A 13,142-nucleotide genomic window follows, 5' to 3' on the forward strand; every position below is an offset into this window, starting at 1 on the left:
GGGCCTAGTTGGCGTTGACGAAGGTGGAGGCCAGCGACTGGCCGAGGGTGATGGCGGCGCCGTGGCTCTCGATCGGAGAGACGCGCTGCGAGCCCTGGAAGACGATGTACGTGACGCCAGAGTCGGTGCCGCCGTTGCTGGGATCGGGGTTGACGCCCAGATCAGCGGCGGTCCGATAGGAGGCCTCACCGATGATCGCGGTCGGGCCGGTGTCGCCGACCACCGCGTATTCCACCTGGTTGTTGTAGATCACCGCCACGACCGTGCCGCAGCCGATCGAGTAGTTGCGGTAGTCCCATGTGCTGCTCGGACTGGGCACCACCACGTACGGCAGTTGTGCCGCGTTAAGTGGGCTGTCGGTCGAGGAGTGGCAGAACGTGTCGGGCAGGAAGCAGCAGTCGGTGTTCTCGTTGCACTGCGTCGTCCGGATGCCGTCGCAGTCGATGTCCATGTCGGCCTGCCAGAACACCGCACCGGTCTTCTGGCAGACGGGGATGGTGGCCGACGACACGTCGGAATCCGTCTTGTACTTGCCGCTGGAGATCTGGGTGCAGCCAGTCAGTTTGGCCAGCAGCTCCGCCGCTGTCGGCGCACCACCGCCGCCGCCCGAGCCGGACCGCAGCCGGTCGACGTTCGGCCCGCCGTTGACGGTGGTCGCGGTGGCCCGGATCGTGTTCGAGCCCGCGTTCAGGTTCGCGGTGAACGCCTGGTCGGCCCAGGTGTCCCAGGTCCCGGTGCTCCCGAAGGCCAGCCCGGCCGCCACGACCGTCCCGTTGACGGCGATGTCCATCGGCCGGTTCGTCGTCGTGCCGTTGGCGTACCGGATGGTGAAGCCGGCACTGCCCGCGGCCGCCGCGGTGACTGTCCACTGCACGTAGCTGCCGGTGACATTGTCGTAGTTCACGAACCCCGTGCCGGTGAAGCCGGTGTGGTTGGCCTCCACCACGCCCTGCGAGATCGTGGCGTTCTCGGCCTGGTAGTCGGTCGTGGTCGTGGCCTGGACCTCGAAGTCCAGATAGTCCAGGTTCGGCCCGCCGTTGACGGTGGTCGCGGTGGCCCGGATCGTGTTCGAGCCCGCGCCGACCGGGGCGGTCAGGGTTTTGGTCGCCCAGGTGTCCCAGCTGCCGGTGCCGGCGAAGGCCAGTCCGGCGGACACGACCGTCCCGTTGACGGCGATGTCCATCGGCCGGTTCGTCGTCGTGCCGTTGGCGTACCGAATCACCAGGGTGGCCGTGCCCGCGGTCGCGGCGTTGACGGTGAACTGCACGTAGCTGCCGGTCACGTTGGTGTAGTCGACGAAGCCCGCGCCGGAATATCCGGTGTGGTTCGTCGCCACCGCGCCCTGCGAGATCGTGGCGTTCTCCGCCTCGTAACGGATCGGGGCAGCGGCGGCCGGCGCCGCGGACACCACCACCCCCAGGACGAGGGTGGCCGCTCCGGTCGCGGCCGCCAACAGGCGCCGCAGCCGGGGCTGGCGTAGTCGGACGTGCCCCACGTACGCTCCTCTCCGGAACTGTCAGTTAGGTTGCCTTACTGACATACGGCGATGAATGTTAGGAGCGCGGATCGACCGAAGTCAAGACGTTGCGGATCCGGAGGCATTGACCGACGGCCGCTGCCCGGACCCCGGCGGCGGCGGGCGGAAGCTCGCCCGCACCACGTCGTAGAGCGACCGGTTCGGCGAGAAGTCGGCCTCGTCGGTGGCCCAGTAGACGACCAGGTCGGCCTGGGGATGACTGACGACGAGCGCGGCGGCGTGCCGTTTGCCGCCGCCCGAGTCGAAGGTGAACTCCCACTCGGCGGCGGGCAGCGACATCGACAGCGGCTTGAGATGGACGAGCTGGTAGCCAGGCCAGGCACCCGAGTCGACCAACCGGCGTTCCTCGGCGCGGGCGCCCTCGACGGGATCCATCGTCGACGGCCGGATCGGGTCGACGGCCAGCACCCGGCCGCCGCGCGGGTCGGCGAAGCACGCCGTCGACCCCACCGACCAGGCGCGCCAGCCGATCGGTACGCCCACCCCGAAGCTGCCGGGCCGGAAGTACCAGGTGAAGCCGTTCACGAGTTTAGGCGTACCGGGCGGGCCGGGGCGGTCGGTGGGCACCGGATGCGCGTCGGCCGGGGCCGCCTGTTCGCACGCCGCCACACCTGCCTGGATCGCGGCCGACAGCCGCGACGGGTCGGTCACGTCGCCGCCGGAGCCACCGGTCCGGGCGGCCGCGACGGCAGCGCCGCTACCGGCCGCGATCGCCGCGACCAGCACAGCGGCGAGGATCAGCCGCAGCCGGCGACGGCGGCGTGCCTCGACATCGGTCGACTGCCCGTTGGCCGCGCGCACCAGCAGACGCTCCACCTCCTGCGAGGCCATCCGGGTCTTCGGATCCCGCCGCAGCAGCCCCTCGATCACCGGCTTGAGCGATCCGGCCTGCAGCAGCGGATCCGGCTCCTGCGTGGCCAGCGCCGTGAGCGTCTCGACGACGCTGGGCCGGGCATAGGGCGTACGCCCCTCGACCGCGGCGTAGAGGGTCGCGCCGAGCGACCAGAGATCGGATTCCACACTGGACAGGCCGAGCCGGGCACGTTCGGGTGCCAGGTATTGCGGAGTCGCGATCAGGCCGGGCCGGGTGATCGCTCCGTCGGTGTCCAGGGTTGCCAGGCCGAAGTCGGTCAGGACGACCCGGCCGTCGTCGCCGATGAGCACGTTGTGCGGCTTGACGTCGCGATGCAGCACGCCCGCACCGTGCGCCGCCTGCAATGCCGCGAGCACGGCCAGGCCGACCTCGGCGGCGATCTGCGGGGGCAGCGGGCCGTCCTCCTCCAGCACCTTCTGCAGCGATCGCGACGGCACGTACTCCATCACGATCCAGGGCCACTTCTCCGAGTGCAGGACGTCGTAGATCTTGACGACGTTCGGATGGTTCAGCCGAGCCGCCGCTCGCGCCTCGCGCAGGGTCAGCTCCCGCAACTGCCCACGCTCGGACTTCGTCAGCCAGGCAGGCGGGACCACTTCCTTGATCGCCACCTGGCGATGAAGCACCTCGTCATGGGCCAGCCAGACCCGGCCCATGCCGCCCTTGCCGACCGGTTCGAGCAACTGATACCGGCCGGCGATCAGCGCAGCTGTCTCGGTCATGCCGTCTTCACCGCCGACACGACGATGTTGTCCGCATAGGACCGCACGGCCCGGTCGAAGTCCCCGCCGCAGGTGATCAGGCGCAGTTGCGCGTCCGGGGTCGGACCGTACACCTCCGCCGTCGGGAAGGCGCTCTTGGCGTACTCGTGGACGGCGGTCACCGCGAAGCTCACCCAGGATCCCCCACGTCGCACCTCGACCCGGTCGCCCGGCCGCAGCCGGTCCAGGCGGTAGAAGACCGCCTTGCCGTGGATCGAGTCCACATGCCCGGCGATCACCGCCGGACCTGGCTCACCCGGGACGGTGCCTTCGGCGTACCAGCCGGCGATGCCGAAGGAACTCGGCGCCGTCAGCCGCCCGCGGACGTCGAGGTGCAGCGTGGCGAGGGCGCTGTCGACGCCGATGGCGGCGATCCGCAAGCGGGTCGGCGGCAGCGACGCGGCCGTCGGCGAGACGTCCGGCGTGGGCACCCCGGCCAGCCACCCGGCGGCCGGCGACGGGCGGGCGTCCACCCACAGCAGGCTCATCGCGCCGCTCAGCGCGCCGACCGCGACGAGCGCGAGCAGTACCGCGCCGACCGGTCCCGACGCTCGATGGCGCCGGATCGCAGACCCCGGCGCGCTCACCACACCTGGGCCCGCCGACTAGCCCGGGAGGCTCTCGGCCGAGCGGCCAGGAGTGCGGTCAGTCGCCACACCGCGCCCGCCGCGACCAGCACCAGCACACCGGCCCCGGCCATCGGCCAGAGCGGCTTGGGCGCGGTGCCGCCGCCACCGGTCTCGACGCCACCCGTCGGTACGCCGCCGTCGCGGCTCGCGTCGGTGCGCAGCTCGGCGCGCAAGCCGTTCGGACCGTCCAGGATGAGCATCGAGTAGACGTTGCCGGGCTTGAGCACACAGTCCAGTCCGCTGGGGGCACCGCCGTCGGCGGGCTTGATCACCAGTCGCCAGTCCCCCGGTTTGACCTGCTGGTACGCGGTGGCAGTGGCGAATGCGACGTTCTCGGCGACCGGGGTGCCGTCCGGCAGCGCCACTGCCAGGAGCGGAGCCTGGACCGAGGCCGAGATGACGCGGACCTTGGCCTGGCCGTTCGACGGCAGCGTGAGATCGTCGGCGAGGACGCGCAGGCCGAGATCGGCGTAGCGGCCGACTCCGGCCACTGTGTACGCCTGCCCGGCCGCGACGCTGACCTGCGTCGTCAGGACGGGCGGCTGGGACTTCGGCGCGCCGGAGGGTCGCATCGCGACGGTGTAGCCGCCGGCCGGGAGAGCCAGATAGTCCGACATCACGCCGTAGCCGACGCCCGGAAAGATCTGCTCCTTGATCGCGCCGGTCTGCGAGGACAGGTACACGTCGACCGCCGGAGTGTCCGGCGACAGGTGTGCGAGACGCACATAGCCGTGGCCGGCGGCGTACGCCGGGGCAGTGGGCGCGGTCCCGGCGATGAGCAGCGCGACGACGGCCAGCCCCACAGCGCGTGACAGCACAATGCCTCCCCTCGACACGGTGAGAGTGCCCCGTGACGGTGATCCTCACCATTGCCCGTTTGGCCGAGCTGTGCCGCCTTTCTCCCCGCCAGTGTCGCTCTCCCGCAGGCCGGAACGTGGGACCGGCCGCGGTCCCAAGGGTCCGCGGCCGGTCGGTTAGGCGACAATACTCAGCTCGCCGTCAGTCCACCTCGGCCAGTGCCTGGGCGAACTGCGCCTGGTAGAGCCGGGCGTACGCGCCGTTCTTGGCGATGAGCTCGGCGTGCGCGCCCTGCTCGACGATCCGGCCGTTCTCCATCACGAGGATGGTGTCGGCGTCGCGGATCGTGGAGAGCCGGTGCGCGATGACGAAGCTCGTGCGGCCCGCCCGCAGGCTGCTCATCGCCCGCTGGATCAGCACCTCCGTACGCGTGTCGACCGAGCTGGTCGCCTCGTCGAGGATGAGGATGGTCGGCTCGGCGAGGAACGCGCGGGCGATCGTGATCAGCTGCTTCTCGCCCATGCTGATGTTGCCGCCCTCCTCGTCGATGACGGTGTCGTAACCGTCGGGGAGCGTACGGATGAAGCGGTCGGCGTGTGCGATCTCCGCCGCCGCGATGATCTGCTCGCGCGTCGGATCGTCCGCCCCGTACGCGATGTTCTCCGCGATCGTGCCGCCGAACAGCCAGGTGTCCTGCAACACCATGCCGGTCTGCTCGCGCAGCTCGTCGCGGGACATCTCGGCGATGTCGACGCCGTCCAGGGTAATCCGGCCCTTGGACACGTCGTAGAACCGCATCAGCAGGTTGACCAGAGTGGTCTTGCCGGCTCCGGTCGGCCCGACGATCGCGACGGTGTGTCCGGGCTCGACGGCCAGCGACAGGCCCTCGATCAGCGGCCGGTCCGGCTTGTAGCTGAACGAGACGTCCTCGAAGGCCACCCGGCCCCGGACCTCGGCCGGGCGCGCGGGATGCTGCGGCTCGGGCGACTGCTCGTCGGCGTCGAGCAGCTGGAACACCCGCTCGGCCGAGGCCACGCCGGACTGGAGCAGGTTAGCCATGCTGGCGACCTGCGTCAGCGGCTGGCTGAACTGCCGGGAGTACTGGATGAACGCCTGCACGTCGCCCAGCGACATCGCCCCCGAGGCCACCCGCAGCCCGCCGACCACCGCGACCAGCACATAGTTCACGTTGCCGAGGAAGAACAGCGCGGGCTGGATCATGCCGGAGATGAACTGCGCCTTGAAACTGGACGCGTACAGGGCCTCGTTGTGGTCGGCGAAGGTGCGCGAGGCCTCCTTCTGCCGCCCGAACACCTTCACCAGCGAGTGGCCGGTGAACATCTCCTCGATGTGCCCGTTGAGCTTGCCCGTGGTGGACCACTGCCGGATGAACTGCGGCTGGGACCGCTTGCCGATCCGGGCCGTCACGAAGATCGACAGCGGCACGGTGATCAGTGCGATCACCGCGAGCAGCGGCGAGATCCAGAACATCATCCCCAGTACGCCGACGATCGTCAGCAGCGAGGTGACCAGGATGCTCAGCGTCTGCTGCAGGGTCTGGGCGATGTTGTCGGTGTCGTTGGTCGCCCGGCTGAGCACCTCGCCCCGGGGCTGGTTGTCGAAGTAGCTCAACGGCAGCCGGGACAGCTTCAGCTCGACCTGCTCCCGCAGCCGGTAGATGGTCCGCTGGACGACCACCGTGGTCAGCCGGCCCTGGATCACGCCGAACAGCCAGGCCACCACGTAGATGCCGAGCACCCACAGCACGATCGTGCCGAGCTTGTCGAAGTCGATCGTCTGGCCCGGGGTGAAGTCCATCGCGGACAGCATCTCGGCGAGCCGGGTCTGACCGGCCGCCTGCATCTGCCCGACGACCTGCTCCTTGGTCAGGCCCGGCTGGTTGAACTGCTGGCCCATGACCCCGGCGAAGATGACGTCGGTCGCCTTGCCGAGGATCTTCGGCCCGAGCACCGACAAGAACACGCTCACGATGCCGAAGCCCATCAGGGCGGCGACGATGAACCGCTCCGGGCTCAGCATCTTCAGCAGCCGCTTCAGCGAGCCCTTGAAGTCCAGCGGCTTCTCCGCCGGAGCGCCCATCATCCGGCCCGGGCCGAACCCGGGACCGCCGCCTTGCGGACGGCGTACCGGGGCGGCCGGTTGCTCGTCGGACGTCGCTGGTTGTCCCTGCGCCGCGGCCGGCTTGCCGTTCGGGGATTCACTGCTGGTCACGCGACGGCCTCCTGCTCGGTGAGCTGCGACAGCACGATCTCCCGGTAGGTCGGGTTGCCGTCCATGAGTTCGGTGTGGGTGCCCTCGCCGACGACCTCGCCCTCGTCGAGGACGAGGATGCGGTCGGCGTCCCGGATCGTGCTGACCCGCTGGGCGACGATGACGACGGTCGCGTCGGAGACCTCGGACCGCAGCGCCGACCGCAGGCGGGCGTCGGTGGCGTAGTCCAATGCGGAGAACGAGTCGTCGAACAGGTAGATCTCGGGCCGCAGCACCAGCGCGCGAGCGATCGCGAGCCGCTGCCGCTGACCGCCGGAGACGTTCGAGCCGCCCTGGGCGATCGGCGCATCGAGCCCTTCCGGCAACTCACTGACGAAGTCCTTGGCCTGGGCGACTTCCAGCGCCTGCCACAGTTGCTCGTCGGTCGCGTCCGGGTTGCCGTAGCGCAGGTTCGACGCGATCGTCCCGGAGAACAGGTACGGCTTCTGCGGCACGTACCCGACGAGCGTCGCGAGCAGCGCCGGATCGATCTGGCGTACGTCGACGCCGTCGACCAGGACTTCGCCGCCTGTCACGTCGAACAGCCGTGGCACCAGGTTGAGCAGCGTCGACTTGCCGGCACCCGTCGACCCGATGACGGCGGTCGTCTGCCCGCGCTGGGCGGTCAGGTCGATCCGCCGCAGCACCGGCTCCTCCGCGCCCGGGTAGCGGAACTCCACCTGCCGCAGGTCGAGCCGGCCGTCCCGGCTCACCTCGGTGACCGGCTCGCTCGGTGGGACGACGCTGGACTCGGTGTCCAGCACGTCCTCGATGCGCTCGGCGCAGACCTCGGCCCGCGGGATCATCATGAACATGAAGGTCGCCATCATGACCGACATCAGGATCTGCATCAGGTAGCTCAGGAACGCGGTCAGCGCGCCGATCTCCATGTCGCCGCCGGCGATGCGGTGCCCGCCGAACCACAGCACCGCGACGCTGGAGACGTTCACGACGAGCATGACCGTCGGGAACGCGGTCGCCATCAGCTTGCCGACCGCCAGCGAGACGTCGGTCAGCTGCTGGTTGGCGTCGCCGAACCGGGCGTGCTCCCGCTCGTCGCGCACGAAGGCCCGGATCACCCGGATGCCGGTGATCTGCTCGCGGACGACCCGGTTCACCTTGTCGATCCGCTCCTGCACCAGCCGGAAGAGCGGCCGCATCCGCACGACCAGGAACGCCACGATCGCGAACAGGATCGGCACGATGACCAGCAGCAACGAGGAGAGGGGGACGTCCTGCCGCAGGGCCAGGATCACGCCGCCGACCATCATGATCGGCGCGGCGACCATGAGGGTGAAGGTCAGCAGGACCAGCATCTGGACCTGCTGGACGTCGTTGGTGGTCCGGGTGATCAGCGACGGCGCCCCGAACTTGCCGACCTCCCGCAGCGAGAAGGACTCGACGCGGTCGAACAGCGCGCCGCGGATGTCCCGGCCGACCGCCATCGCGGTCCGCGCGCCGAAGTAGACGGCCCCGATCGAGCAGGCGATCTGGATCAGAGTGACGCCCAGCATCACCCCGCCGATCTTGACGATGTACCCGGTGTCGCCGGTGACCACGCCGTCGTCGATGATGTCGGCGTTGAGGGTGGGCAGGTAGAGCGTCGCCAGGGTGGAGACGAATTGCAGCAGCACCACCAGGGTTATGTCCCCCCGGTATGGCCGCAAGTGCTTGCGCAACAGGCGGATGAGCATCATTCTCCCGATCGGTTCGCTGAGTCGTTCGCGGTGTCGTTCGCGGTGTCGTTCTTGGTGCGATGCGCGGTGGCCCCGGCCGGGCCGAGGTCGTGAAGTTCGGCCTCCCAGCCGTCGAGCAGCATCCTGGCGATGTCCGGTGCCTCGCCGTCCGCCGATTCGTCGTCCGGCGCTCGGTCCTTGGTCTGATCGCGGACCAGCAGGCCGTCGAGGAGCAGACTGACGATCTGGTCGGCGTCGAGCGGCTGGAAGTCATGCGGGGTGGCCTGGCCGAGCAGCCCCTGCTGCCCCATCGCGAAGACCAGGCTCACCAGCATGTGCGAGGCAGTCTCGGTGGGGACCCGCAGCCGAAGCTGGTCAGGCTCGATCACGTTCGCGACGGCGCGGAAGGTGCGCTCGCGCATCTCCTTCATCTTGGCGACCATCTCGCCCGCGTCGTCCTCGCCCTTGGCCGTGGTGCGGATGAGCCCGATGAGCTTGCCGCTCTCGCGCATACCTCGGACCAGGATGTGGGCGGTGTCCACCAGCCGGGCACGGAGGTCCAGTTCCGGATCGATGGCCGACAGCGCCCGCTCCAGCGGAGCGGGATCGAAGACGCTCATGATCGCCGCCCGGATGAGCGACGGCTTGTCGGGAAAGACACCGAAGAGGGTGCCTTCGGCGACGCCGGCGGCCTCTGCGATCTGCTTCGTGGTGACGAGCACCCCGTGCTCCTTGAGCAGCGGGATCGTCGCGGCGATGATCGCGGCTCGGCGGTCGTCGGGGGCCATCGCGGGCACTCGGCGCCGTCGATTCGGCTCGGTCTTCACGGGGCCGAGCCTACTGAGTGAGCGCTCGCTCATTCAAGCCCGGCTCACGGCGTTTCGCCCACAGCTGATCTCCCTGGTCACAGCCGGGCCAGGATCGACTCGATGAACGGCGCCTTGCCCGCCCGGTACGCCGGACGGTCGTGCCGATCCGCCGCGGCCAGGTCGGTCTTGATCCGGGCATACTCGGCCGCGTCATCGGGATGGCTGCGCAGGTGATCCCGGAACTTCAGCAGCGGCCGCCAGTCCCAGTCCTCACCGACCACGTGCAGGTGGTGCGTACGCCAGGCGATGTCGGGATAGCAGAACGACCACTTGCGCTGGGCGTCGTCGGCCGGCTCCGGGGCATGCACCCAGCCGATGCCGGCCAGAGCGGCGGTCAGCGACCCGGTCAGCGACGGCTCCCACTGCGGCACCCGGGCGAGCATGTCGATGATCGGCTTCGCTGGCAGGCCGGGCACCGAGGTGCTGCCGATGTGCTCGACCGGGCCGGACAGCCACTCGCCGAGTGCCGCGGCCACCTGGTCGTGCTGCTCGGCGTACGCCGTCGGCCACCCCGGGTCGGCGGGGACGATGTCGATCGGATCACGTCGCACCCGAAGAGGAAACTCCGGTCATCACCGTGGGGCAACCCTATTTCGCTCACGGCGTGGGAGTGGACCGTGCTGGGCCGGTCGACCTCCCGCGCGGACGATCACCAGGTGATCCGAGCCTCGGCCGGACGGCGTTCGGGCCGCAGCCCCCGCCAGGACGGATGCCGCAGCCGCCCGTCCGGGGTCACGTTGCGATACACGATCTCCCCGACGAGGTCCGGCTCGACCCAGCGCGCCTTCCTCGCGTACATCCGGGGAACCTCCTCGTCGTAGGGCGACGTCTCGCGGAGCAGGGGCTTGAGCAGGGACATCAGCTGGTCGAGGACCTTGTCGCTGAAGCCGGTGCCGACGCGGCCGATGAACCGGAGGCGGCCGTCACCGTCGTACGCGCCGAGCAACAGCGCGCCGAGGCTGCCCGCGCGGCGGCCCTCTCCCGCGGTGTAGCCGCAGACGACGGCCTCGGCCGTGGCGAACAGCGGTGTCTTGATCCAGCCCCGCGAACGGCGGCCCGGTTCGTAGACGCCGTCGGTCCGCTTGGCCACCACCCCTTCGAGCCGCTGCTGCCGGGCGGCGGCCTGCACGTCGTCGCCGTCGCCGAGGAAATACGGCGGCACCGCCAGTGCGTTGCCCGCCAGACCGAGCCCTTCGAGCCCCTCGCGCCGCTGTGTCCAAGGTTTCGAGAGCAGCGCCGTACGCCGATAGAGCAGGTCGAACGCGAAATACCGCACCGGAACCGCCGCGACGAGGGCGGCCGACGGCCGGCTGACGTGCATCCGGCGTTGCAGCATGGCGAACGACGGCGCGCCGGTCGCCGGATCGAGCGCGACGATCTCCCCGTCGAGCGTGATCGACCGGTACGCTCCCAGCTCGGCCAGCTCCGGATAGCTGCTCGTCAGATCCAGATTGTTGCGGCTGACCAGGCGCAGCCCGCCGGTCGAGCTGGTCGACGCGACCGCCCGGATGCCGTCCCATTTGAACTCGAACGCCCAGCCGGGACCCTGCGGAATGGGTCCGGCGGTCGCCAGCATCGGGTCCACCGCCGGCGGCCAGCTCGGGCGGGAAGTGCTCACGCTTCGATCATCTCCGTTCCCGCGCGCGTTGGTGGGATCATCGACTGATGCGCATACTGCTAATCGGGGGCGCGGGCTACGTCGGCGCGCTGCTGCTGCCGTACCTGACCCGCCGGCACGAGGTCGTCGTGTTCGACCGTAAACCGCCCGACACCCCGGCCGAGCACATCGTCGGCGACGCGACCGACCTGTCCGCCTTACGGGGCGCGATGAAGGGCGCCGACGTCCTGATTCACTGCGCCATGGGCGCGGACGATCTCGATCCGGCCGTCGGGGCGGCCCAGGCGTACGACGTGAACGTGAAGTCGGTCCACCTCGCGCTGCTGGCCGCGCACGAGAACGGAGTGCCGCACGCCGTCCACATCAGCAGCCTGTCCGTCTATCGCGACCTGCTCGACCGTACGCTGTCCGGCGAGGAGCCGCCGGACGCCACCGACCTCTACGGGCTGACCAAACAGCTCGGCGAACAGGTATGTCACGCGGCCGCCCGCGAATGGGGACTGACCGTGACGATCCTGCGGCTCACCTGGCCCACCGCCGACGCGGACTGGCCGGCCTGGACCCGGTGGGGCGAGCCGATCGTGCACCACACCAGCGACGGCGTTCTCGTCGAGCCCACCGCCGCCAGCGACCTCGCGGCCGCCGTACTGTCCGCAATGGACTATCGGAGCGGTTGCGAGACGTTTCTCGTCTCGGGCGACACCTCCGCCCGGCGCTGGAGCATCGACAAGGCCCGGCGACTCCTCGGCTGGGAACCGAAGTTCGAGCCACCCGCCTGAGCGGCCCGGTTCGGCTCGCATCATCCCGGATGGCGCGAGCGCCCGCCCGCCTGGAGCGCTCAGTTCGCCGATCGGGGCCGTACGCCCATGGCCCGGTAGCCCTCGAAGAGTGGTCCCCCGGCCGTGTCCAGCACTTCCCGCGCGAACTTCGCGGTCGCGACCGGGTCGCCGGATGCCGCCAGCCACCGCCCCGCCAGCTCCGCGTCGAGGTCGCGCAGTTCGCGCAGGAGCCATTTGCTCGTGCCGGTCCAGTGCCCGGCCAGCGCCAGAGCCTGCTGCGCCGACGCCGTCCACAACGCGGTCGCGATCACCGTGCGTTCGCCCGCGTCGACGGCATGGGCGAGGTCGTCCAGCAAGTCGGTCAGGCCGTAGCGGACGTATTCCCGGTCGGCGTCGCTGAGCCCCCGTGGCCCGGCGGCCAGCACCCGGGCGCAGCGCGCCGGCCGGTCGCCGGGATCGCCGAGAATCGGCAAACCGGTCGCGATCATCCGCTGCAGCACCGGGCGCCGCTCGGCGACGTCCTTGTCCAGGTAGTACGTCATGGTCTGCTCGTCGTGCACGAACAGTTCGACCGGCCAGCCCCGGTAATAGCGCGAATCCCGATGCGGCGCCTGTGAGTCTCCGTCCGGCAACACCACGACGATGTCCAGGTCGGAACCGGGTGTGCGGTGCGCGGTCAGGACACTGCCCGCCAGCACCGCCCATCGGGCGAGCGGAAACAGTTCCAGGACCAGATCTCGCGCCACCGCGACCGGTTCGTCGTGCATCTGGTCAGCATTCCCCGCGTACGCCGAAAGTGCCAACCAGATCGTGGTGACCGGCTCCGTCCGCTCAGTCGTTGAGCACCCGCACCAGATCGTCCCGGAAGGACTGCTCGGCCGCGCTGACCTCGGTGCCCCCGATGCCGAGCACACCGCCGCTGGACGCCGCGGTGACGACCTCTTCGACGATGGTGACCAGCCAGTGCTTGTACGCCGACCCGTCGGCCTCGTGGCCGCGCTCGTCGAGCAGCTGTGCCGCCGCCGTGGCCCGGTCGAGCGCGTCGGCCGCCACCGCGACCGGGTCGCCGGGAGCGAAGACCGGCAGGCTCGCCTCCTCCTCGCTGTCGGGGTCACCCAGCCGGGCGACGATCTCGGTGGCGACCGACCGCACCAGTTCGCTCGCCGAATCCCGGCCGTCGGAGATCGCCGCCATCCCGGCCGCGTTCTCGGCGGCCGTCCGGCGGGCGCTGTCCTCCTCGGCCGCGCTCGCGGCGAGCAGCACCGCCTGCGGCAGGCCGACCAGCAGTCCCCATTCGGCGTCGGTGAAGCCGTTCACGTTTACCCCCTCG

12 protein-coding genes are annotated in these 13,142 nt (G+C 70.1%); 1 reads left to right on the plus strand and 11 read right to left on the minus strand.

Features of this window, described 5'->3' with window-relative positions:
• Positions 1 to 4 precede the first annotated feature (4 nt).
• The 9 genes from HDA40_RS05130 to ligD form a co-directional block, all read right to left on the minus strand.
• A complete protein-coding gene (locus tag HDA40_RS05130) occupies positions 5 to 1,495 on the minus strand; it encodes a glycoside hydrolase family 75 protein (protein ID WP_253752393.1) in 1,491 nt (496 codons plus the stop codon).
• A gap of 81 nt (positions 1,496 to 1,576) precedes the next feature.
• Complete coding sequence (locus HDA40_RS05135; protein WP_253752396.1) at positions 1,577 to 3,133, minus strand: serine/threonine-protein kinase; 1,557 nt, start codon at positions 3,131 to 3,133, stop codon at positions 1,577 to 1,579.
• The gene (locus tag HDA40_RS05140) at positions 3,130 to 3,759 is read right to left on the minus strand and encodes a class F sortase (protein ID WP_253752399.1); all 630 of its coding nucleotides are present in this window, start codon (positions 3,757 to 3,759) and stop codon (positions 3,130 to 3,132) included. The genes HDA40_RS05135 and HDA40_RS05140 overlap by 4 nt, the downstream gene beginning before the upstream one ends.
• Entirely contained in the window at positions 3,756 to 4,619 is an 864-nt protein-coding gene (locus tag HDA40_RS05145; RefSeq protein WP_253752401.1) for a DUF4397 domain-containing protein, read from the minus strand. The genes HDA40_RS05140 and HDA40_RS05145 overlap by 4 nt, the downstream gene beginning before the upstream one ends.
• A 181-nt stretch (positions 4,620 to 4,800) precedes the next feature.
• On the minus strand, positions 4,801 to 6,702 hold the full coding sequence (locus HDA40_RS05150) for an ABC transporter ATP-binding protein (RefSeq protein ID WP_253763566.1): 1,902 nt from the start codon (positions 6,700 to 6,702) through the stop codon (positions 4,801 to 4,803).
• A gap of 125 nt (positions 6,703 to 6,827) precedes the next feature.
• Positions 6,828 to 8,564 carry an ABC transporter ATP-binding protein gene (locus HDA40_RS05155; protein ID WP_253763567.1) on the minus strand — a complete coding sequence of 579 codons (1,737 nt, stop codon included), beginning with the start codon at positions 8,562 to 8,564 and terminating at the stop codon, positions 6,828 to 6,830.
• A complete protein-coding gene (locus HDA40_RS05160) occupies positions 8,564 to 9,373 on the minus strand; it encodes a TetR/AcrR family transcriptional regulator (RefSeq protein WP_253752403.1) in 810 nt (269 codons plus the stop codon). Before HDA40_RS05160 ends, HDA40_RS05155 begins: the two co-directional genes overlap by 1 nt.
• 77 nt (positions 9,374 to 9,450) lie before the next feature.
• The gene (locus HDA40_RS05165) at positions 9,451 to 9,966 is read right to left on the minus strand and encodes a GrpB family protein (protein WP_253752405.1); all 516 of its coding nucleotides are present in this window, start codon (positions 9,964 to 9,966) and stop codon (positions 9,451 to 9,453) included.
• A 98-nt stretch (positions 9,967 to 10,064) separates the two neighbouring features.
• A complete protein-coding gene (gene ligD, locus HDA40_RS05170) occupies positions 10,065 to 11,033 on the minus strand; it encodes a non-homologous end-joining DNA ligase (RefSeq protein ID WP_253752407.1) in 969 nt (322 codons plus the stop codon).
• A 47-nt stretch (positions 11,034 to 11,080) separates the two neighbouring features.
• On the opposite strand from ligD, the gene HDA40_RS05175 reads away from it, so the two are divergent.
• Entirely contained in the window at positions 11,081 to 11,812 is a 732-nt protein-coding gene (locus tag HDA40_RS05175) for an NAD-dependent epimerase/dehydratase family protein (protein ID WP_253752409.1), read from the plus strand.
• Between the two features lie 59 nt (positions 11,813 to 11,871).
• Here the strand turns inward: HDA40_RS05175 and HDA40_RS05180 are convergent, their stop codons facing one another.
• Entirely contained in the window at positions 11,872 to 12,579 is a 708-nt protein-coding gene (locus HDA40_RS05180; RefSeq protein WP_253752410.1) for a nucleotidyltransferase family protein, read from the minus strand.
• Between the two features lie 64 nt (positions 12,580 to 12,643).
• Positions 12,644 to 13,129 carry a hypothetical protein gene (locus HDA40_RS05185; RefSeq protein WP_253752413.1) on the minus strand — a complete coding sequence of 162 codons (486 nt, stop codon included), beginning with the start codon at positions 13,127 to 13,129 and terminating at the stop codon, positions 12,644 to 12,646.
• Between the last annotated feature and the right edge of the window lie 13 nt (positions 13,130 to 13,142).

It is taken from the genome of Hamadaea flava, from assembly GCF_024172085.1.
GTDB lineage: Bacteria > Actinomycetota > Actinomycetes > Mycobacteriales > Micromonosporaceae > Hamadaea > Hamadaea flava.